The sequence below is a fragment of the Rhizobium aouanii genome, assembly GCF_037002925.1.
Lineage (GTDB): Bacteria > Pseudomonadota > Alphaproteobacteria > Rhizobiales > Rhizobiaceae > Rhizobium > Rhizobium aouanii.
Genome location: NZ_JBAMYD010000011.1, coordinates 226,587 through 247,277 on the forward strand (window position 1 = coordinate 226,587; position 20,691 = coordinate 247,277).

The 20,691-nt window shown below is 62.2% G+C and carries 23 protein-coding genes; 7 read left to right on the forward strand and 16 right to left on the reverse strand.

Annotated elements, in window-relative coordinates; translation table 11 throughout:
• Positions 1-53 precede the first annotated feature (53 nt).
• Positions 54-1,049: an aldo/keto reductase gene (locus V8P77_RS20575; protein ID WP_335914018.1), complete on the reverse strand. Its 996-nt coding sequence runs from the start codon at positions 1,047-1,049 to the stop codon at positions 54-56.
• Positions 1,050-1,183: 134 nt separating this feature from the next.
• Here V8P77_RS20575 and V8P77_RS20580 point away from each other — a divergent pair, with 134 nt between their 5' ends.
• Positions 1,184-2,092, forward strand: a complete 909-nt coding sequence (locus V8P77_RS20580; RefSeq protein ID WP_335914019.1) for a LysR family transcriptional regulator — start codon at positions 1,184-1,186, stop codon at positions 2,090-2,092.
• Between the two features lie 45 nt (positions 2,093-2,137).
• Here V8P77_RS20580 and V8P77_RS20585 read toward each other — a convergent pair whose 3' ends face one another.
• A complete protein-coding gene (locus tag V8P77_RS20585) occupies positions 2,138-2,635 on the reverse strand; it encodes a YciE/YciF ferroxidase family protein (protein ID WP_335914020.1) in 498 nt (165 codons plus the stop codon).
• A gap of 113 nt (positions 2,636-2,748) precedes the next feature.
• Here V8P77_RS20585 and V8P77_RS20590 point away from each other — a divergent pair, with 113 nt between their 5' ends.
• On the forward strand, positions 2,749-3,402 hold the full coding sequence (locus V8P77_RS20590; protein ID WP_335914021.1) for a hypothetical protein: 654 nt from the start codon (positions 2,749-2,751) through the stop codon (positions 3,400-3,402).
• Here the strand turns inward: V8P77_RS20590 and V8P77_RS20595 are convergent.
• Positions 3,392-3,835 carry a GNAT family N-acetyltransferase gene (locus V8P77_RS20595; protein ID WP_335914022.1) on the reverse strand — a complete coding sequence of 148 codons (444 nt, stop codon included), beginning with the start codon at positions 3,833-3,835 and terminating at the stop codon, positions 3,392-3,394. The genes V8P77_RS20590 and V8P77_RS20595 overlap by 11 nt on opposite strands.
• A gap of 14 nt (positions 3,836-3,849) precedes the next feature.
• Complete coding sequence (locus V8P77_RS20600) at positions 3,850-4,797, reverse strand: aldo/keto reductase (RefSeq protein ID WP_335914023.1); 948 nt, start codon at positions 4,795-4,797, stop codon at positions 3,850-3,852.
• Between the two features lie 178 nt (positions 4,798-4,975).
• On the opposite strand from V8P77_RS20600, the gene V8P77_RS20605 reads away from it, so the two are divergent.
• Positions 4,976-5,971, forward strand: coding sequence for a Gfo/Idh/MocA family protein (locus tag V8P77_RS20605; RefSeq protein ID WP_335914024.1), 996 nt, complete (start codon positions 4,976-4,978; stop codon positions 5,969-5,971).
• Here the strand turns inward: V8P77_RS20605 and V8P77_RS20610 are convergent, their stop codons facing one another.
• Together V8P77_RS20610 and V8P77_RS20615 are read right to left on the reverse strand one after the other, a co-directional pair.
• On the reverse strand, positions 5,972-6,349 hold the full coding sequence (locus V8P77_RS20610) for a GtrA family protein (protein WP_335914025.1): 378 nt from the start codon (positions 6,347-6,349) through the stop codon (positions 5,972-5,974).
• Positions 6,346-7,353: a glycosyltransferase gene (locus tag V8P77_RS20615; RefSeq protein ID WP_335914026.1), complete on the reverse strand. Its 1,008-nt coding sequence runs from the start codon at positions 7,351-7,353 to the stop codon at positions 6,346-6,348. The genes V8P77_RS20610 and V8P77_RS20615 overlap by 4 nt, the downstream gene beginning before the upstream one ends.
• Positions 7,354-7,512: 159 nt before the next feature.
• Here V8P77_RS20615 and V8P77_RS20620 point away from each other — a divergent pair, with 159 nt between their 5' ends.
• Positions 7,513-9,381 (forward strand): hypothetical protein, encoded by a 1,869-nt coding sequence (locus tag V8P77_RS20620; RefSeq protein ID WP_335914027.1) that lies wholly within the window; start codon positions 7,513-7,515, stop codon positions 9,379-9,381.
• Positions 9,382-9,448: 67 nt separating this feature from the next.
• Here the strand turns inward: V8P77_RS20620 and V8P77_RS20625 are convergent, their stop codons facing one another.
• Positions 9,449-9,694, reverse strand: coding sequence for a hypothetical protein (locus V8P77_RS20625; RefSeq protein ID WP_335914028.1), 246 nt, complete (start codon positions 9,692-9,694; stop codon positions 9,449-9,451).
• A gap of 342 nt (positions 9,695-10,036) precedes the next feature.
• On the opposite strand from V8P77_RS20625, the gene xseA reads away from it, so the two are divergent.
• Positions 10,037-11,617: an exodeoxyribonuclease VII large subunit gene (gene xseA, locus V8P77_RS20630; RefSeq protein ID WP_335914029.1), complete on the forward strand. Its 1,581-nt coding sequence runs from the start codon at positions 10,037-10,039 to the stop codon at positions 11,615-11,617.
• A 347-nt stretch (positions 11,618-11,964) separates the two neighbouring features.
• Here xseA and V8P77_RS20635 read toward each other — a convergent pair whose 3' ends face one another.
• The 3 genes from V8P77_RS20635 to V8P77_RS20645 all read right to left on the reverse strand — a co-directional run bounded on the left by V8P77_RS20635 (position 11,965) and on the right by V8P77_RS20645 (position 15,124).
• Positions 11,965-12,261 (reverse strand): GIY-YIG nuclease family protein, encoded by a 297-nt coding sequence (locus V8P77_RS20635; protein WP_183832795.1) that lies wholly within the window; start codon positions 12,259-12,261, stop codon positions 11,965-11,967.
• Between the two features lie 800 nt (positions 12,262-13,061).
• Positions 13,062-14,315 carry an aminopeptidase gene (locus V8P77_RS20640; RefSeq protein WP_335914031.1) on the reverse strand — a complete coding sequence of 418 codons (1,254 nt, stop codon included), beginning with the start codon at positions 14,313-14,315 and terminating at the stop codon, positions 13,062-13,064.
• Positions 14,316-14,440: 125 nt separating this feature from the next.
• Positions 14,441-15,124: a glutathione S-transferase family protein gene (locus V8P77_RS20645; RefSeq protein WP_335914032.1), complete on the reverse strand. Its 684-nt coding sequence runs from the start codon at positions 15,122-15,124 to the stop codon at positions 14,441-14,443.
• A gap of 83 nt (positions 15,125-15,207) precedes the next feature.
• On the opposite strand from V8P77_RS20645, the gene V8P77_RS20650 reads away from it, so the two are divergent.
• On the forward strand, positions 15,208-15,651 hold the full coding sequence (locus V8P77_RS20650) for a MarR family winged helix-turn-helix transcriptional regulator (RefSeq protein WP_335914033.1): 444 nt from the start codon (positions 15,208-15,210) through the stop codon (positions 15,649-15,651).
• Between the two features lie 57 nt (positions 15,652-15,708).
• On the opposite strand, the gene ybaK is transcribed toward V8P77_RS20650, so the two are convergent.
• From ybaK to V8P77_RS20670, 4 genes are all read right to left on the reverse strand, one after another.
• Positions 15,709-16,182 (reverse strand): Cys-tRNA(Pro) deacylase, encoded by a 474-nt coding sequence (gene ybaK, locus V8P77_RS20655; RefSeq protein WP_130703749.1) that lies wholly within the window; start codon positions 16,180-16,182, stop codon positions 15,709-15,711.
• A 31-nt stretch (positions 16,183-16,213) separates the two neighbouring features.
• Positions 16,214-16,564, reverse strand: coding sequence for an ArsC family reductase (locus V8P77_RS20660; RefSeq protein ID WP_335914034.1), 351 nt, complete (start codon positions 16,562-16,564; stop codon positions 16,214-16,216).
• A gap of 158 nt (positions 16,565-16,722) precedes the next feature.
• On the reverse strand, positions 16,723-17,784 hold the full coding sequence (locus V8P77_RS20665) for a M14 family metallopeptidase (RefSeq protein WP_335914035.1): 1,062 nt from the start codon (positions 17,782-17,784) through the stop codon (positions 16,723-16,725).
• A 91-nt stretch (positions 17,785-17,875) separates the two neighbouring features.
• Positions 17,876-18,475, reverse strand: coding sequence for a 2'-5' RNA ligase family protein (locus V8P77_RS20670; RefSeq protein ID WP_335914036.1), 600 nt, complete (start codon positions 18,473-18,475; stop codon positions 17,876-17,878).
• A gap of 282 nt (positions 18,476-18,757) precedes the next feature.
• On the opposite strand from V8P77_RS20670, the gene V8P77_RS20675 reads away from it, so the two are divergent.
• Positions 18,758-19,321 (forward strand): methylated-DNA--[protein]-cysteine S-methyltransferase, encoded by a 564-nt coding sequence (locus V8P77_RS20675; protein ID WP_335914037.1) that lies wholly within the window; start codon positions 18,758-18,760, stop codon positions 19,319-19,321.
• Positions 19,322-19,432: 111 nt separating this feature from the next.
• Here V8P77_RS20675 and V8P77_RS20680 read toward each other — a convergent pair whose 3' ends face one another.
• Entirely contained in the window at positions 19,433-20,167 is a 735-nt protein-coding gene (locus tag V8P77_RS20680) for an SDR family oxidoreductase (RefSeq protein WP_335914038.1), read from the reverse strand.
• Positions 20,168-20,308: 141 nt separating this feature from the next.
• Entirely contained in the window at positions 20,309-20,683 is a 375-nt protein-coding gene (locus tag V8P77_RS20685) for an Atu4866 domain-containing protein (protein ID WP_335914039.1), read from the reverse strand.
• Positions 20,684-20,691: the final 8 nt, after the last annotated feature.

Below are 20,691 nucleotides of genomic sequence, written 5' to 3' on the forward strand. Positions count from 1 at the left end.
GCCAGCCCCGAAGGCAAGCCCGGCCGGTTGTGATCGACCGGGCTTTTCCAGGTTCAGATGTTCGTCATGGCAAGCGAGGCGTCCGAATAGCGCTTGCCGGCCACCTGTCCGGCGGGGATCGCTTCGCTGAGTTGCTCGAGTTCCGCCGGGCTCAGCACGATATCGGCAGCGGCCGCATTCTGTTCGAGATGGTGAAGCTTGCGGGCGCCGGGGATCGGCACGATGTCGTCGCCCTGGTTCAATACCCAGGCGAGCGCGAGCTGCGCCGCCGTTACGCCCTTCTCGGCGGCAAGCCGCTCGAGCGTCGCGACGAGGGCGGCATTGGCGTCGAAATTTTCCGCCTGGAAACGCGGCACCTGCCGGCGGAAATCGTCGGCAGCGAGATCCTCCACTTTGCGGATCGCTCCGGTCAGGAAGCCGCGGCCGAGTGGGCTGTAGGGCACGAAGCCGATGCCGAGTTCGCGGCAGGTGGCAAGCACCTCCTCTTCCGGGTCGCGCGTCCAGAGCGAATATTCGCTCTGCAGGGCTGCGATGGGATGGACCGCATGGGCGCGGCGAATGGTGGCGCTGCCGGCTTCCGAAAGCCCGAGCGCCCGGACCTTGCCTTCCTTTACCAGTTCCGCCATGGCGCCGACGGTCTCCTCGATCGGCACGTTGGGATCGACCCGGTGCTGGTAGAAGAGGTCGATGGTCTCGATGCCGAGGCGTTTCAGCGAGGCTTCGGCGACCGCGCGCACATGCTCGGGACGGCTGTCGACGCCGGCGATGGCGGCAGCACCCGGTTTGCTGGCATCGATCTTGAAGCCGAACTTGGTGGCGATCACCACGCGATCGCGGAACGGCTTCAGCGCTTTGCCGAGAAGAACCTCGTTGGTAAAGGGGCCGTAGACTTCGGCGGTGTCGAAGAATGTGACGCCGAGATCGATGGCACGATGCAGCGTCTTAATCGATTCCGCATCGTCGCTGGCGCCATAGGCAAAGCTCATGCCCATGCAGCCAAGACCGACGGCAGAGACGGTCAATTCGTTTCCGAGTTTCCGGGTTTTCATGGTGTGCTCCTCTTGTGCTCCTCTGAGCTGATTTTGAGCCGCTCGATCGGTTGCGGTACGGGCAGATCATATTGCCGCTACATCAATCAGAAAATACATGCAGTTTCTAACAGGTTGTTCTATCATTTAGATCAATGAACAGAACCCAGCTCTCGCAACTCGCCGTTCTGGTCGCCGTCTCGGAACATCGCAGCTTCCGGGCGGCGGCGAAGGAACTGCTCGTCGCGCCGTCGGCCGTCAGTCATGCGATCTCGAGCCTCGAGGAAAGTCTGGGGGTGCGGCTTCTGGCGCGCACCACCCGCAGCGTCGCGCCGACGGAGGAGGGGCTGCTGCTGCTCGACAGGCTCCGCCCGGCACTTGAGGAGATCGGTATTGCCTTGGAGGCCGTCCGCGATACGCGCAGCAAGCCGGCCGGGAACCTTCGCATCACCGCGCCGCGCTTCGCCTCCGATCTCCTGCTCGCCCCGCGCCTCGGCGACTTTCTCAACCTCTATCCCGATATCACCCTGGAGATCGCCAATGAGGACGGCTTCACCGATATCGTCAAGGAGGGCTTCGATGCCGGCATCCGGCTGGAGGAGAGCCTGGAGGCCGACATGATCGCGGTCAGGGTCTCGCCCGATCTGACGACGGTGATCGCCGCTTCGCCCGAATATTTCGAGCACCATCCAAAGCCGGAGCATCCGCGCGATCTCGTCCGTCATCGCTGCATCAAGCGGCGCTTCACCAACGGCTCGATCTATCGCTGGGAATTCGAAAAGGACGGGCAGGAACTCGTCGTCTCGGTCGACGGGCCGCTGATCGTCAGCGAGGATCGCCTCGCCCTGCTGGCAGCGCTGAACGGCGCCGGTCTTGCCTATCTCTTCGATATGCGGGTCTATGCGGAACTCGCGAGCGGCAGGCTGGTGCGGGTGCTGGAGGATTGGTGCGCGCCCTATCCTGGGGCGTTTCTCTATTATCCCACCCGGCGGCAGATGCGGCCGGCGCTACGCGCCTTCATCGATTTCTTCAGATACAGTGAACAGGATACGGGCGGCCGGTAAGGAATGGAAACCGGGCCGCCCGTTCTCATTAGGGCGCCTTATGTATCAGGCAGCCTTTGCCTTCTGGTTCGCCGCCGTGGTGGCGAGCTGGGAGAGGGTCTTGTCGGTGGCAGTTTCCTCCTGCAGCGTCTGGTCCAGCAGACCGACGGCATCCTTCAGCCCGAGCGTGGCGGCCCAGGTCTTCAGCGTGCCGTAACGGGCGATTTCATAATGCTCGACGGCCTGGGCAGCCGAAATCAGGCCGGCATCGAGAGCCGCCGTGCCCTTGAATTCCTCCATGATTTCCTCGCCCTCGGCGATAATGCCCTGGATCGCCTCGCAAGTTTTGCCCTGGGCGCGTTTGCCGATCAGCTCGAAAACCTGCTGCAGGCGCTCGACATGTCCTTCGGTCTGCTCGCGGTGCTTTTCAAGGCCCGCCTTCAAATCGGGGGATTGGGCAGCGCGCGCCATCTTCGGCAGGGCGCGCAAAATCTGCCGTTCGGCGAAGTAGATGTCCTTCAGCGTGTCGTAGAAGAGATCTTCCAACGTCTTTTCCTTGGCCATTTTCTCAATCCTTGTTCTGGGGAAAACCGCGAATGCGGCGACACATTAAGAAGAGAAGATCGCGCTAATTGTTCCCGATCGATTTCGGGTGGACTGGAAATCGGCGCCAGGCAATGATTCCTGCCGTCGATGCGCAGGAGAATGACGTCATGCGAAAGCCGAATTCGATGAAGGGTCTGGAGGATCTCGGCCGTGTGCGGCTGTCGCAAAACTTCTTCCTTCGCGATTTCCTGCATTCGGAAATCGCCGATTTCTACCGCATCTCCAATATCCCCGAGGATCCCGATCTGGCGATCGAGGCGGGCAAGAGGCTCTGCGAGGAATTGCTGGAGCCGCTGGAGGCAACGTTCGGGCGCCTGCATATCCGATCCGGCTATCGCTCGCCCGCGGTCAACAGGTTCGGCAACGATAACAAACTGAACTGTTCGACCAATGCGTCCACCGCCGCGCATCACATCTGGGATATGAGGGACTTCGACGGCTGCATGGGTGCTGCCGTCTGCATTGCCGTGCCGTGGATGGTCGACCATTACCACGATGAAAGCGACTGGCAGCGGCTCGCCTGGTGGATTCACGACCACCTGCCTTATGCCTCGCTCTGCTTCTTCCCGAAGCTCTGGGCTTTCAATATCCAGTGGCACGAACGGCCGAAGCGAGTGATCCAGAGCTATATCAGTCCGCGCGGCATCCTCACCAAACCGGGCATGGCCAATTGGCAAGGCGATCATTCCGAATGGTATGAAGGCTTTCCTCCCCTTAGAAATTGATGCGATAGCGGATATGGCCGTCGCTTTCGACATAGCTGTCATAGAGCGCCCGCGCGGTTCTGTTCTGCTCGCTCGTATGCCAATAGAGCCGCGACCAACCCTTGGCTTTGCAGGTCGAAACGAGATCGTCCATCAGCGCCCGCCCGACGCCTTTGCCACGCGCATCGGCATCGACGAACAGGTCTTCGAGATAGCAGTCCCTGCCGTGGATCCACGTGCCCTCATGGGTGAGATAGAGCGCAAATCCCATGATCCTGCCGTCGACGTCGGCGACACGCATCGCGATTGCCGACTCCGGATCGAAGACCCGGCGCCATGTGGAATCCGTGATATCGGCATCGACCGTGACGTCATAAAAGGCGAGATAGGCCGCCCACAGTTCGCGCCAGCGGGCTTCGTCCTCGGGGCGGGCATCACGTATCGTCACGGTCATGGCGTCTCTTTCTTTCAGGCGCCGGCTTCGTCGAGCAGCGCCATCGCCTCATCGGAAAGCGCCAGTGTCGCCGATTTCGCCAGGCTTTCAAGCTGCGAAAGACTGGTCGCGCTGGCGATCGGCGCCGTCACGCCCTTCTTGCGCAGCAGCCAGGCGAGCGAAATTTCTGCCGGCGCTGCACCGGTCTCGCTTGAAACCGTGTCGAGCGCGGCCAGGATGCGCAGGCCTTTGTCGTCGAGATATTGCGAAACTCGGCCCTCGCGTGCGCGGCCCTGCGTATCGGACTTGCTGCGGTATTTGCCGGTGAGGAAGCCGGCGGCGAGGCTGAAATAGGTGATGACGCCGATGTCTTCTTTGACGCAGAGATCGGCAAGCGGACCCTCGAAGCTCGCGCGCTCATAGAGATTATATTCCGGCTGCAGCACATCGTAACGCGGCAATCCGGCTTTTTCGGCAGCGTCGAAGGAAGCCTGGAGGAGTTTCGCATCATAATTCGAGCAGCCGATGGCGCGGATCTTGCCCTGCTGCTTCAGCTTGGCATAGGCGCCGAGCGTTTCCTCGTGCGGCGTATCTTCATCCGGCCAGTGCGAGAGATAGAGGTCGATATAGTCAGTCTGCAACCGGCGCAGCGAATCCTCGACCACCTTCAGGATATAGGTCTCCTTCAGCGTCTTTCCCTGTCCCATGTCGGAACCGACCTTGGTGACGATGACGGCCTTGTCGCGGGAGACCTTGGCTTGGCTTAGCCACCGCCCGATGATCTCCTCGGAATCGCCGCCCTTGTTGCCCGGAACCCACGAGGAATAGACATCGGCCGTATCGATCGTATTCAGGCCCGCGTCGAAGAAGGCGTCGAGAATGGCGAAGGATGTTTTTTCGTCGGCCGTCCAACCGAAGACATTGCCGCCGATGACGATCGGTGCGACCGAAAGACCTGTTTTTCCAAGCCGGCGCATTTCCATGACGCTCTCCAGAAGTGTGAAGGAATTGAAATCGCGGATACGGCAGAACGCCGCCCTGACCAACTTAGTGCGATCCGCGCATCCGGGAAGGCAAACTTCCGTGATTTCGGGCCGCGCCATTGCGCCGCAGCTAAGGCCTGAATATGGTTCGCGGAAATCATTTCGGGAGACTTGGATCATGCTGCGTTTCGGTATCATTTCAACGGCGAAGATCGGCCGCGACAATGTCGTTCCGGCGATCCAGGATGCGGAGAATTGCGTCGTCACGGCGGTTGCCAGCCGCGATCTGGCGCGCGCAAGGGAGATGGCCGACCGCTTCTCGGTGCCGCATGCCTTCGGCTCCTACGAGGAAATGCTGGCCTCCGACCTCATCGACGCCGTCTACATCCCGCTGCCGACCTCGCAGCATATCGAATGGTCGATCAAATCAGCCGATGCCGGCAAACACGTGCTCTGTGAAAAGCCGCTGGCGTTGAAATCAGGCGATATCGACGATCTGATCGCCGCCCGCGACCGCAACCGGGTGGTGGTCACCGAAGCCTATATGATCACCTACTCCCCGGTCTGGCAGAAGGTACGCTCGCTGATCGATGAGGGCGCGATCGGGTCGCTCCGGCATGTGCAGGGCGCCTTCACCTATTTCAACCGCGACCCCGCCAACATGCGCAACGTCCCCGAGCTCGGCGGCGGCGGCCTTCCCGATATCGGCGTCTATCCCGTCATGGGCACGCGTTTTTCCACTGGCAAGGAGCCGCTCTGGATCCAGGCGATCACCGAGCGCGATGCGGATTTCGGCACGGATATCTATTCGAGCGTCAAGGCCGATTTCGGCGATTTCGAGCTGAGCTTCTATATCTCGACGCAGATGGCCAACCGCCAGGTCATGGTCTTCCACGGCACCGAAGGGTACATCGATGTCAAGTCGCCGTTCAACGCCAATCGCTGGGGGCCTGAGGAGATCGAGCTTGCCGACCGCAGTCACGCTGAATCGCGCATCTTCCGCTTCCAGGACAGCCGCCAGTACAAGCGGCAGGTCGAGGCCTTCGCCCGGGCGGTGACGAACGGCAAGAACGGCAAGGAAGAGATCGTCACGCTCGAAAATTCGAAGCTGAACCAGAAGGTGATCGACGCGATCTACCGGGCCAGCGAGAAGGACGGCTGGGAAGCGGTTTGATTATTCCGCGCGGAAGACGAAGCGCGAATAGCCGAAGAAGCTGAAGATCATCGAGGCGATGCTGGCGATCACCATGGCCGCCAGCGGCTGAAGCGCCGGCAGCGACAGCAGAAGCGCGGAATAGAGCCCGTAATTAACGAGCGCTGCCGTCACACCGACCGAGCCGTAACGGAAGCCTTCGGCGGCAAGCGAACGGCCGGAGCGATCGAAAGTGAAGCTCCGGTTGAAAGCCCAAGTCGCGACCATGGCGAAGGCAATCGCCACGAGCCGCGTCAGAAACGGCCCGAGCGGCGTCAGATGGAGCAGCGCCGACAGGATGCCGGCATCGACGAGGAAGCCGATGCCGCCGGCGATGGTGAAGCGGACGAGCTTCCTCATGCCGCATCCGCCTTGCCGGGTGGCGCGCGCGAGACCGGCCCTGCGTCGCCGAGCGGCGCCTTCATCGCGCTCGGCCTTTCCAGGCCGATATAATGGATACGAAGCTGTTCGGCGCGGGCACGCGCAACGGAATCCAGGATGACGCCGACGGTGAACAGCATGAAGGAAATCATCATCAGCGCCGTCGACAGCACCCAGGTCGGCATGCGGCTGACGAGGCCTGTTTCGAAATATTCCGCCAGCACCGGCGCCATGAAGCCGAGGCTCGCCAGCATGAAGGTGGCGCTGATCGCGCTGAAAAAGGCGAAGGGCCGGGTTTCTTTCATCAGCATCGCGAACATCCAGAGGATCTTGGCGCCGTCGCGGAATGTCGAAAGCTTGGAGTGCGAGCCTTCCGGCCGGCGGCCGTAATCGAGCTCCAGCTCGCTGACCGGCAGCTTCAGCCGCGAGGCATGCACGGACATCTCGGTTTCGATCTCGAAGCCGCCTGATACCGCCGGGAAGCTTTTGACGAAGCGGCGCGAAAACGCGCGGTAGCCGGAAAAGATATCGGTGAAGTCGGGGCCGAAGATCATCCGGTAGAGCAGGTTGAAAAGCCGGTTGCCGAGCGCATGGCCCTGACGGCCGGCATCGGCGTGCACGCCTCGCCTTGTGCCGACCACCATGTCGGCGCGCTCGGTCAGAAGCGTGCGCACCAGTTCCTCGGCATCTTCAGGCGCATAGGTGCCGTCGCCGTCGGCGATGATGTAGATGTCGGCGTCGATATCGGCGAACATGCGGCGCACGACATGGCCCTTGCCCTGACGCCGCTCGCGCACGACATGCGCGCCGGCAAGCATCGCCTGCAGCGCGGTGCCGTCGGTGGAATTGTTGTCGTAGACGTGGATCGCAGCATCGGGCAGCGTCGCCCGGAAACCCCGCACGACAGGACCGATCGTCGCCGCTTCATTATAGCAGGGGAGCAGGACGGCAATATTCAGATTATCGGTACGCGATCGGGCCATGACTCTACTCGTTACACTGAAAGCCGCGCTCAGCCTAAATCATGCGCCGTTAATAAGACCCTATGACGCAGGCAAAATCGGCAGCTGCCACAAACGGCTTTACACTTTCTTGATCGGCGGCGGCTAAAGTTCGGGTATCGAAACGAACCGCTAACCACAATGAACGCTGTGCAGCCGATCCCCCATGCATCCTCCGCGATCGACGCTCCCAGGGGCGGGCTGCCCGCTCCCAGGAGCTGGCTGCGCGACCTGCTGACGCGTCTCTGGCCAACCGTCATCGCCTATAGCGTCATCCTTGCTGTCGCCATCCTCGTCACCAAGCTTTCCGGCGCCACCGATTACGTCGGCCCCGACAATGATGACGGAATGCGTCTCGTCGAGGTTCGGGATTTTCTGGCCGGTCAGGGCTGGTTCGATCTGATGCAATACCGTCTCGGCCTCGACGGCGGCACACTGATGCATTGGTCGCGGCTGATCGATCTGCCGATCGCATCGCTTATATGGTTCTTTGATCTGTTTGCGCCCCGCGAGACGGCCGAAGCGTTGGCGCTCGGCGTCTGGCCGGTATCGCTTATCCTGCCCGCCATGCTCGCCATGGCGGTTGCCGGCCGGCGCATCGGCGGCGTTGCCGCCATGCATATCAGTCTCGGTTTGACCAGCCTTGCGATCTACAGCGGAAACCGCTTCGCGCCGGGCGCCATCGATCATCACAATGCCCAGCTGGCGCTGGTCGCGACGATGATCGCCATGCTGCTGGATCCACAGCGTCGCGCCTGGAGCTATGCGGTCGCCGGCATCGCGGCAGCCGTTGCCATCGCCATCGGCGCCGAGACGACCCCCTTCGTCGCCGCCGTCTGCCTGACCATCGCCCTGCTCTGGGCATGGGAGGGCGAAAATTTCGCCGTCGCCGCCAAGGCCTTCGGGCTGGCGCTGGCGATTGCGATCAGTATCCTCTTCTTCGCAACGGTGCCGCCCCGGCTTTATTCGACGGTCACCTGCGATAATCTCTCGCTCGGCTATTACAGCCTGGCGGCGATCGGCGGCGGGCTGCTGTTGTTTGCGGCGGTTTTTGCCAGCCGCTTGCGCCGGCCCTTGCGCTTTGCCGCACTCGCCGTCGTCGGCGCCGGCGTTCTCGGCTCGGCGATCGTGATCGCACCGCAATGCCTGAGCGATCCGCTGGCCGGTCTCGACCCGATGCTGGTCGAACTCTGGCTCAGAAATGTTTCGGAAGCGCAGTCGGTTTTCGCTCTCGGACGCACGGATCCCTTCTCGATCGGTGGCTTCTATGCGGCCGGCCTGTTCGGCATCGCCGTCTGCATCTTCCGCGTCGTTCAGCGTGACCGTGTGCAAATCCACCTGGTCCTGCTCTTCCTGCTGATGACGAGCTGGGCAATCGCGCTGGTCCAGGTGCGCGGTTCCACCTTCTCGAACCTGATCTCCATCCTGCCGCTTGCCCTGTTGATTATCGATGTCCGCCGCATCTCCAACGGCGACAGCGAGAATGTCGCAGCCGCCTTCGTCTATATCGTCACCGTGCTCGCCAGTGCTCCGGTCGCCTGGGTCGTCGGCGGCGGATTTGTCTCGCTGCAGATGGAGAATGCTGCGCAGAACAAGGCGACGGAGCCGGCAAAGAAGGTTTCCTGCACATCGCAAGCGGCGCTGGCGCCGCTCACCGGGCTACCGGCCGGACTGGTCTCGGCGCCGTCGGAAATGGGCGTGCCCATCCTCCGCTTCACCGCGAACCGGGTTCTCTCCGCGCCCTATCATCGCAATCAGGGCGGCATGCTGACGGAGCTGCATATCGGCATGGCGGAGCCGCAGGAGGCGGAAGCCTTCCTGAAGGGGACCGGCGTGACGGTGCTTGCCTTCTGCCCCGGCGACCTGCAAACCCGCGAGATCACCAAACTGAAGCCGGATGGGCTCTATGCTGAGCTCGGTAAGGGCAATATCCCGCCCTATCTGGAACCGCTTCCGAAGACGGCGGATGTGGGGGTTCAGTTCTTTCGCTATCGGCCGGCGACGAATTGATGCCGGCGATCTTCAGAACGGAATAAGCAAGCGCGGGAAGCCGATCTGAAAGATCGCGACGCGCTCATCAGTTTGAAATGCGCATGGCGCGACGAAGGCGCTGGCTGGCATAGAGCCCGAGCACGAAGAGCATAAGACCGCCATTATAGCCGAGCACGGCATAGATGAATGCGAGAATAGCCACCGGCCCGGGCGAGGTGATCGCCGCCAACACGAATGTCATTCCGATCAGCGCGGCAACCAGCGCGATCACGCCAGCCGAACGCGTCTGCCCGGCGCTGACGCCCAATGCTGCTGCTGTGAGAATAATCATTTCAGCACCTTCCCAGAGAGAACGAGGGGAAGCATAGGAAGCGCCAGCTAACAAAGATTTACCGCCGATCCTCGCCGAAACGCCTTTGTATTGCGGTGGTTAGCAATCCCTTTCGGATAAAACGCATATTCTAACTATGCGTTCCGCCACAAAACATATTTACTCGATTTTGTTGTTTGTTGGCCCGGCTGCAACGATTGCATGTGCAGCATGCCAGGAGATGAGCGCGCTCGACGCAAGGGCGACGAACCCATCGCGCGACCTATCTCAATGGTCGGGAAAACCGATCCCAATGCCAGTGCCGATCTTTCCGTTTGCCGCCGTTGGACATAGAAAGAGGGGATGAGCAACGTCTTCGACGGCGATTCGCCGACCAACCTTGCCGAATATTCGGTTTCGGAGCTTTCCGGCTCGATCAAGCGCACCGTCGAAACCGCCTTCGACCAGGTTCGCGTGCGTGGCGAAATCTCCGGCTATCGCGGGCCGCACTCCTCGGGCCATGCCTATTTCGCGCTGAAGGATGATCGCGCCCGCATCGACGCCGTCATCTGGAAGGGAACTTTCTCACGGCTGAAGTTCCGCCCGGAAGAGGGCATGGAAGTCATCGCCACCGGCAAGGTCACCACCTTTCCGGGCTCCTCGAAATATCAGATCGTCATCGAGACGCTGGAGCCGGCCGGCGCCGGCGCGCTGATGGCGCTGATCGAGGAGCGCAAGCGCAAGCTCGGCGCCGAGGGCCTGTTCGATGCCGCCCGCAAGAAGCGGCTGCCCTTCATGCCCAGCGTAATTGGCGTCGTCACCTCGCCGACCGGCGCCGTGATCCGCGATATCCTTCACCGCATCTCCGATCGTTTTCCCGTGCATGTCCTCGTCTGGCCGGTGAAGGTCCAGGGCGAGGGCTCCGGCGATGAGGTGGCGAACGCCATCCGCGGCTTCAACGCGCTGGAGCCGGCAGGCGCCATTCCGCGTCCGGACGTGCTGATCGTCGCGCGCGGCGGCGGCAGCCTGGAAGATCTCTGGAGCTTCAACGACGAAATCGTCGTGCGTGCTGCGGCCGAAAGCGCAATACCGCTGATTTCGGCCGTCGGCCATGAGACCGACTGGACGCTGATCGACTACGCCGCCGATGTTCGTGCGCCGACGCCGACGGGGGCAGCGGAAATGGCAGTGCCCGTCAAGGCGGAACTTGAGGCGCAGGCCGCCGCTCTTGCTGCGCGCCTGCAGGGCTGCATGAACCGGCAGATGGATCAGCGCCGCCAGTCCGTGCGCGCTCTGATGCGGGCATTGCCGTCGATCGACCAGCTTCTCGCTTTGCCGCGCCGCCGTTTCGACGAGGCCGCAGTCGCCCTCGGCCGCGGGCTGGAGCTCAACACCATCAACAAGCGCCGCGGCTTCGAGCGTGTCGCCGCGCATCTGCGTCCTGATGTGCTGTCCAATCGCATCGCCGAGCGCCGCCAGACGCTGAACGAGCGGATAGTGCGGGCCGAACGTATGGTCGAGCGGCTGATCGACCGCTCGAAATCGCGCGTCGATCGCGCCGAAGCCATCCTCGCCTCGCTGCCGGCCCGGCTGAAGACCCAGACCGACCGCGGTCGCGACCGCCTTGGCAATCTTTCGCGCCATGCCGATACGGCGATCCGCCACCAGCTGACCCGTGCGCGCGCCGAGCTTTCCGCACAGGACCGCGTGCTGCAGTCGCTCTCCTATAAGAATGTGCTGAAGCGCGGTTACGCCGTCATTCGCGATGAGGATAACAGGCCTGTCTCGCAGGCTGCTCACCTCTCCGCCGGCATGGGCATCGCCATCGAATTCGCCGACGGTCGCGTCGGTGCCTTGACCACGGAAGGCGGCACACCGCCGGCCGGTGCCAAGAAGCGCAGCGCAAAACCCGCCGAACCGCCGAAGCAGGGAAGCCTGTTCTGACGATGCGGATCCCCATCCGCTGGAAGACCGCCGCGAACGATCACCCGAGGCACGCCTCTCTCTCCAGCCTCATCCTGAGGTGCCCCGCAGGGGCCTCGAAGGACGGGGCTGGCCACCGCGTCTCCTTCAGCAATGCGGATGTTGCCGAAAGTGCTCAGCCACCCGCCCCCGTCCTTCGAGGCTACGGCCTTCGGCCTCCGCGCCTCAGGATGAGGGCTGATTGTGTTGCCGTGCGGTTGGTGATCAAGGTTCCAGGCATATGAGGCTGATGAGCTTGCCGCTGTCCTTCTGCACGCCCTCCCTCCAGCCTCATCCTGAGGTGCGATCCGCAGGATCGCCTCGAAGGATCATCCGGCTTTGACAGGCCCGCGCTTCGACAAATCAGGCAGGGCCTCGTAGTCCATTGCCATCAACGCTTCCTTCTTTCGGCGCGACCAGCCCTTGATCTGGCGCTCGCGGGCGATGGCGTCGATGATGCGGTCATAAGTTTCGGTGAAGACGAGTTCGACCGGGCGGCGCTTGGCGGTATAACCGTCATAGGTCCCGGCATTATGCTCCCAGACACGCGCCTCGATCTCCTGCTTGGTGAGGCCGGTATAATATGAGCCGTCGCTGCAGCGGAGAATATAGACGGTGACTTCCATAGAGGGAGGCTAGCATGGTGGGTCGGCGGACGGCAACAATGAGGCCTTGTGGCGGGCGACCACCCGCCCCCGTCCTTCGAGGCTTCGGCCTGCGGCCTCCGCACCTCAGGATGAGGGCTGGTCGTGGTGCCGTGTGGTTGGTGGGCTGATCAAGGCTCAAGGCATCCCAGGCTGATGAGCTTGCCGCTATCCTTCTAGCTAGCACGCCCTCTCTCCAGCCTCATCCTGAGGTGCCCCGCAGGGGCCTCGAAGGACGGGGCTGGCCACCGGCGTATCATCCAACAATGCAGGCGTTGCGGTGAGCGCGGGGCCACCCGCCCCCGTCCTTCGAGGCTCCGGCCTGCGGCCTCCGCACCTCAGGATGAGGGCTGGTCGTGGTGCGTGTGGTTGGTGGGTTGATCAAGGCTCCAGGCATCCGAGGCTGATGAGCTTGCCGCTGTCCTTCTGGCACGCCCTCTCTCCAGCCTCATCCTGAGGTGCCCCGCAGGGGCCTCGAAGGACGGGGGCTGGCCACCGGCGTATCATCCAACAATGCAGGCGTTGCGGTGAGCGCGGGGCCACCCGCCCCCGTCCTTCGAGGCTCCGGCCTGCGGCCTCCGCACCTCAGGATGAGGGCTGATTGTGGTGCCGTGTGGTTGGTGGGCTGATCAAGGCTCAAAGCATCCGAGGCTGATGAGCTTGCCGCTATCCTTCTAGCACGCCCTCTCTCCAGCCTCATCCTGAGGTGCCCCGCAGGGGCCTCGAAGGACGGGGCTGGCCGCACCAGCGCGCTTTATCCAGTCAGCGCACGATGATGCCGCTTAGGCCCATTCGCCCTGCCGCATCACCGGAACCCGTGAACCATCCGGCTTGATGCCGTCGATATCGACCTTGTCGGAGCCGATCATCCAGTCGATATGGATCAGGCTGGAATTGCCGCCCTGCGCCTTGATCTGCTCCTGGCTCAGTATCGCGCCATCGAGGAAGCATTTGGAATAGCACTGGCCGAGCGCGATGTGGCATGAGGCGTTTTCGTCGAACAGCGTGTTGTAGAACAGGATGCCGCTCGCCGAGATCGGCGAGGAATGCGGCACGAGCGCCACTTCGCCGAGCCGGCGCGCGCCCTCGTCGGTATCGAGCACCTTGTTCAACACCTCTTCGCCGCGCGAGGCCTTGGCTTCGACAATGCGCCCGCCCTCGAAGCGCACCTGGATATTGTCGATCAGCGTGCCCTGGTGCGAAAGCGGCTTGGTGCTCGAAACATGGCCTTCGACGCGCAGCGCATGCGGCGTGGTGAACACTTCCTCGGTCGGGATGTTCGGATTGCAGGTGATGCCGTTCTTGGCAGTGGAAGCGCCGCCATGCCATTCATGTCCGTCGGCAAGGCCGACCGTCAGGTCGGTGCCCGGTCCCTGGAAATGCAGCGAGGCGAAGCGCTCGCCGTTCAGCCAGGCGGAGCGCTTGCCAAGATTGGCATTGTGCTCGGCCCAGGCGGCGACCGGATCGCTGACATCGACACGCGAGGCGGCAAAGATCGCCTTGGCGAGCTTGGCGATCGCAATCGGTTCCGGATCGTCGGGGAAGACCACCTTGGCCCAGGACGGGTTCGGGTAGGAGACGATGTTCCAGTTGATGTCGAAATTCGAGATCTTCTCCAGTGCCGGCTTGTAGGCGGTGGAGTTGGCGCGATTGGCGCGGCCGACCTTGCCGGCATCCTGCTCGGACAGCAGCATCGGATTATCGCCGGCGATCGCAAGACGGGCCGCCCCGTTGGTATAGGCCTTGGCCATGCCCTCGTAGAGCCAATCGCAGGCGCGGTCGAAACTCTCGTCGCTGCCATATTGATAACGCGCCAGCGTCGTTTCCTCGTCGGAATAGAAGGCGGAGACCAGTCCGGCACCGGCCTGGTAAGCGTGTTTGGTGATCAGGCGAACCAGCGGCAGCGCCACGACAGGCGCGGTGATCACCAGGTCCTGACCTTTTTGCAGTTGCAGTCCGACCTTGACGGCGACTTCCGCAAGCTTTTCCAGCTTGACGGGATCAACGGCGTTCTGGCTCTGGGGCATGAAAATCATGGTTCAACCTGCCTTCTGTCATCGACGGTGAGAGGCTGGAAGACTTAGACCCGTTTGCGGCGAAAATGAAGCGTATTGCCGCCGAATTGCAAGGGCCGGATATATGTCCGGCCGCCGGGCGCGCTTCAGGCGGTCGCAGGCAGCCTGAGCAGAATCGAGTTATGTTTTTCGAGGAATTCCATCAGCCGCTGCGGGTAATCCTCACCAACGGCGGCCTTGACGCTCGCCCGTTCGGAGAGCGCCTTGCGCCAACGCTTTACACGCTCAAGCCCTTCGAAGATGTCGCCGTCGCCGAACGTCTCGAAGAGATCGAAATACCGAAAGACCGGCGCGAAGACGGCGTCGACGAGGCTGAAGTCGTTGCCGGCGAAATAGGGGCCGTCCGTCAACACCTTCTCGAGCGTTGCGAATTTGGAGATGAGCGCCTTGCGCTTGGCCTCCAACTGCGCGGCATCCTCAGCCGTCTCGTAACCCCAGAGATCGGAAAGCACGGAGGAACCGAATTCCATCCAGCCGCGATGGCGGGCACGCGTCAGCGCGTCTTTCGGATGCAGCGCCACACCCGGCTGTGTTTCCTCCAGATATTCGCAGATGACGCTGCTTTCGAAGAGTACCGCCTGGCTGCCGTCTTCCTCCTCGATCCGCAGCAGCGGCACCTTGCCGAGCGGCGAGATCTGCAGGAACCAGTCCGGCTTGTCGGCAAGATCGATGTTGATGCGCTCGAAGGGCACGCCCTTTTCGAGCAGCGCGATCGCGGCGCGCTGCACATAGGGGCAGAGATGATGGCTGACGAGGGTAAGCTTGCTCATGGGGGCCTCCTTAGCAATGATGGTAGATGTAAATGCATCTAATATCGCTTGCGGCGGAATTCAAGATAGATGTAACTGCATTTATGTCTGAAAAACCGTCGAATCCGAGCGAAGCAGTCACCTCTGCCTGGACGAGCATCATGCGCGCCCGCGAGCGGCTGCTCGCTGCCATCGAAGCCGACCTGAAGGCGGCCGGCATGCCGCCGCTTGCCTGGTACGACGTGCTGTGGGAATTGGCGCGCTCGCACGACTGCAAGCTGCGCCCTTACGAGATCGAGGAGCGGACGCTGCTGGCCCAGTATAATCTTTCCCGGTTGATCGACCGGCTGGAACGGGAGGGCCTGGTCAGGCGGGAGGTCTTCGCCAAGGATGGACGCGGCCGCTGGGTGGTGATCACAGATGCCGGCCGGAGGCTTCGCGAGCGCATGTGGACCGTCTATGTCAGATCGATCGAGACCCATATCGGCTGCAAGCTTGCCGAAACCGAGGCGAAGACGATCGCCCGGCTGCTCGAACGCTTCCTCTAGATTCAACAGCATGATGTTGTCCGAAAACCGCCTACACTTTTCGGCATCATGCTCCGATCAGGCAATCAACGGCGCTGCGACTGCCTTCAGCGCCTTCAACGCAGCCTTCGGATCGAGCCGCACCTGCAGCCCGCGCTGCCCGCCATTGATATAGACCAACGGTTCGCCAAGCGCGGCTTCCTCGATCGCCGTCGGCACGGTCTTCTTCTGGCCGAAAGGGCTGATGCCGCCGACATGATAACCCGTCAGCCGCTCGGCATCGGCAGGCTTCATCATATTGGCCGATTTACCGTGAAAGGCGCTGGCAAGCTTCTTCATGCTGACTTCACGATCCGACGGCACGACGACGCAGACCGGTTTGCCGTCCACCTCCGCCATCAGCGTCTTCAGCACCCGATGCGGCGCCTCGCCGAGCGCTTCGGCCGCCTGCAGCCCGACGCGCTCGGCGTTGGGGTCGTAGTCATAGGCATGAACGGTGAAGGCGACGCCTGCTTGCGAAAGAAGCTGTGTCGCGCGCGTGGTCTTGGACATCTCTTTCCTCGTGAGCGCAGCGGGCCGCCTGTCAGCCGCCGAATGCACCAGCGTAAATCTCCGGCTTGAAGCCGATCAGCAATTTCCCCTTCGCCTCCAGGACTGGCCGCTTGATCATCGACGGCTGCTCGAGCATCAGCTGGATCGCCTTCTCCCGGTTGAGGTTCTCGCGCTCGGCATCGGGCAGTTTGCGGAAGGTGGTGCCGGCGCGGTTGAGCACGGTATCGAGGCCGGCCTGGTCGATCCAGGCTTCGAGATGGGCGCGGTCGATACCGAGCGCCTTGTAATCGTGAAACTCATAGGCGACGCTATGTTCTTCCAGCCAGCTGCGGGCCTTCTTCATCGTGTCGCAATTCTTGATGCCATAGATGGTGACGGCCATGCCCGATCGATCTCCCTGTGATGGCGCGAGATAACATGCGCGAAGGCCGGCGCAAACGCCGTGCGACCTTTTATCTACGAGCGCATCGACGTGCACTGTGACAGCTCCGGATTGATTGGCATTTCAGCCGCGATCGCCGCCGGCAAAGCCGTCCCGGCTCAATTCTCCAACGTGCCGGCCTTGCGCGAAGCCTTACTGGGTTCGTCGCAGGCGATCTTCATCAGGTCGCCGCGCCGCCGCACCAGCCGGTCGGAGGTTCGGGTGAGGATCAGCCCGTCCTGCGGCGCGGTGAGCTCGATGCTGCCGCCCGGCTGCCCGGGCAGGGTGACGATCGTCACTAGGCGGGCGCCCTCGGCAACCCACTCGCCGATGTCGCGATGAAAGAGCACGGCTCCGCCTTCTGGCGTGCGGATGATCTCGACATTGTCGAGCGGCACGGCCGGACCGGAAAATACCGTTGCCGCGGGCTTCCCATCGCCAACGATCCCGCGTGCCGCGAGGAAGTACCAGAGCCCGTCCGCATCCTTTTTCGCCAGCACCGGATCGACGTCGCGTTTGCCGCGCAGCTCGACGGTGACGGAGAGTTTGCCGGGCAGCCGGGGTCGGCGCTCGCCGGGCACTTCATATTTCCATGCAAAGCCGACGGCCTCCTCGAAGGCCGAGCTTTCGCCATCCGAAAGCAGCACCGCCTCCATCTCGAGTGCAGCGGCAAGATCGGCCGCTTCCGGCCAGAAGGCCTCGTCGATATAGGCATATTGCAGGGATTCATCGTCGCAATGCAGATCGAGCACGAGATCGGCGCCAAGCGCCATATGCAGCAGCTGCCGCTTCAACCTGTCCGTAGCCGGGTAATCATCGAGATCTTCGATCAGCGCGGCGCGATCCACAATCGAGATCAGCGGAAAATCCCGGTTGAAATTGGTGCGTGAGCCCAGGTCAAAACGGCCCTGCAGCTCGCCGAAATGCGATTGCGCCGCACCGATCGGATTGGCCTGCGGCACGATGGTGATGTCGCCGGCGATCCCGCCTTGGTCTTCCGCCTGCCGCAGCCGCTCGCAGAGGAAATGCAGCAGCACCGTTCCCGGCAGCTCGCCGGCATGCAGTGCCGCCTGGATATAGATCTTCGGCGCCTTCGGATCGTGGCCTTTAAAACGCAGCACCGGCAGCCGCCACTCCGTTCCCGGCGTATCTCCAGGGATGATGATCTCTGAAACGTCCATGCTGATTTCGCTTCCCGTGTGCAACACCTGAACGAGCTTTATGCGCAGAAGCTGGGCAAACGCAAGCCGCGACCAAGGGCATCAGCCTGCCTCAACCGAGCAACGGCCAGCGATCGATGATCCGATGTTCGGTTTTTCCGAGAAGACTGTGGACGAGCAGGAATTCGGATGCCGTCCATGAAACCGGCGTGTCGAGGGTCGCCGTGGGTACGGCTTTGCGGTCGTAGAGCAGTGTCATGTGCGGCTTGAAATTGCCGCCGATATTGTGCGGAAATCCGGCATTGTGCATGCTGACGCCGAGTTGGACGCGCAGTCGGGTGAGCGGTTTCCGTCCGCCTTCGCCGCAAATCACAAGCACTCGGGCCTGCGGGAATCGCATGATCCGATCGAAGCTCATTGCGATCGGGGCACTCTCGACTGTAGCACCGGCTTGTAGCGCCGCGAAGACCACATCCTCCGGCAGCCTCGCATAGTCACCGACCCAGATGATCGTCACATGCAATGTCGTCAGCCGCGGCTCGCCGGAAAGAGAGAAGGCTCGACGATAGTCATGGGCGATCGACGCCGCCTGCTGCTCGATGGCGTCAGGAGGACAGAGGGCGAAGAAAAGTCGGTGTTCAACGTCGTGATCTTTGCCCGGCCGTCCGCGACCATTTTGGTCGTCTCCGAAGTCGAGGAGCATCTGGTTCATAGAATTTCAGGTCGTCACGACCCACCCCATCGTTTCCAAAATGCGACGCAGGATACTCCGAATGAGCGGGATATCAAGAACAGAAAGAGAACATAATTTCCCATATGTTCGGCGCCGAACTCATCCAAACCATCGCCCCGGGCTTGGTGAAGGGAAGGTTCGACCGACTGTGGGGGGGCGCATCGCGAAACCTGCTGTAAGTCCGGCGCGCGCAAGAAACGGGTTGAAACAGCGGCCGTCCCATACGATTTTGAGGGTTATCGAAAACGCGGAGGCTGTGTCATGGCTGAGACAACGCACCACTATCTCATCTTCGAAACCGCGGGCGGTTTCTGCGGCATCGCCTGGAGCGACGCCGGCATCACCCGCTTCCAGCTGCCGACCAAGTCAGCAGAGGCCACCGAACGGCTCCTGCTGCGCCGCCTGCCGGATGCAGAAGCCGGCGCGCCGACGCCTGCTGTGCTGGAGACGGTCGCCGCCGTGAGACGCTACTTTCACGGCGAAGAGACGGATTTTTCCGGCGTCGAACTCGATCTTGCCGGCCAGGATACCTTCTTCCGGGATATTTATGCGGCGGCAAGGCGCGTCGGCTGGGGCCGCACCACCACCTACGGTGCGCTGGCCAAGGAGCTCGGCGTCGGGCCGGAAGCCGCCCGCGACGTCGGCCAGGCGATGGCGAAGAACCCGGTGGCTCTGATCATTCCGTGCCACCGGGTGCTTGCAGCCGGCGGCAAGATCGGCGGCTTCTCCGCGCCCGGCGGTTCGTCATCGAAGGCCCGCATGCTGGAGCTCGAAGGCGTCAACCTCGCCCCGCCGCCGCCTGCCCAGCAGTCGCTGGGTTTTTAGGCGGCGGAGGTCTTTCGTTTTCCGCAATTCCCGGCAAAATCGCTTCGCGCTTTGCCTGGAAAAACCGTTCTGCACTTTTGCTGGAATTGCTTTGGCAGCAATCTCAGCGGATCAATAGGGGCTGGCTGTCGGCCGGATGATGATCTCGCTGACATCGACGTCATCAGGCTGGCTGACGGCGTAGAGGATCGAATTGGCGATGGCCTCGGGGCTGATCGTGATCGCCCTGAAGGCCTTCATGGCATCGCGCGCGGTTGGATCGGTGATGGTGTCGGCCAGTTCCGATGTCGTCGTGCCTGGAGAGATGACGGTCACCCGGATACGATCGGTCTCCTGCCGCAATCCGTCCGAGATCGCCCGCACCGCAAATTTCGTCGCGCAATAGACGGCGGCCGTCGGCGAGACGCTGTGGCCGCCGATCGAAGACAGGTTGATGATCTGCCCGGATCCCTGCGCCTTCATGATAGGCAGCGCTGCCGCGATGCCGTAGAGAACGCCCTTGATATTGACATCGATCATCCGGTCCCATTCGTCGACCTTGAGGGCGTCGAGCGGCGACAGCGGCATGACGCCGGCATTGTTGACGATGACATCCAGCCGGCCGAATTCGGAGCGGGCAAAGCCTGCAAAGGCCTCCACCTGGGAACGATCGGTGACGTCAAGCTGTCGCAGGCGCACCGTCCCGCCCGTTGCGGCGATTTCGCCGGCGAGTTGCTCCAGGCGCTCGGTGCGGCGGGCGCCGATCACGATATGGGCGCCTGCGGCAGCCAGCACCTTTGCCGCGGCCTCTCCGATGCCGCTGCTGGCGCCGGTAATAGCAATGACTTTTCCTTTGATATCAGACATTTCAAGCTCCATTGTACGCCGCTCGCCTGGCGATGCGGCTGAGGGTTTTTGGTGGTCAGGTGGGAAAATCGGCGCTGAGCGATGTCTCCGCCCAGGCGTCGAAGTTTGCGCGCAGCGCATCGTTGCCTTTCGGGCGGCACGTCATCTGCGCCGAAGCACCATGCCGCCATGATGGAGAGTATTGCCGTCGACGAAATCGCCGTCGGCCGTGAAGCCCGTGTCATCCCAATATTCGATGTGGCTTCCGGTGACTTCGTAGCGTCCGCTGTAGGCGCTTTCCCGGCTGCCGCGGGCTTCGTCGTAGCGGCCACTGGGCAGAAGCTCATGGCGGACGCGGCCATCATCCGTAACCCACATGCCGACATAGGGATGTTGCTGCATTCTGTTCTCGCTTGTTTGTTGCTGCCGAGTTTCTCGGTCGTTCACGGTATCGGCGGCGAACGAACTGGTCGCCGTACCAGCCAGCGTGACCGCCGTGAAAAACTGCAGGACGGGGCTTTTGAAAATCCTTCGCATTGCCTTGC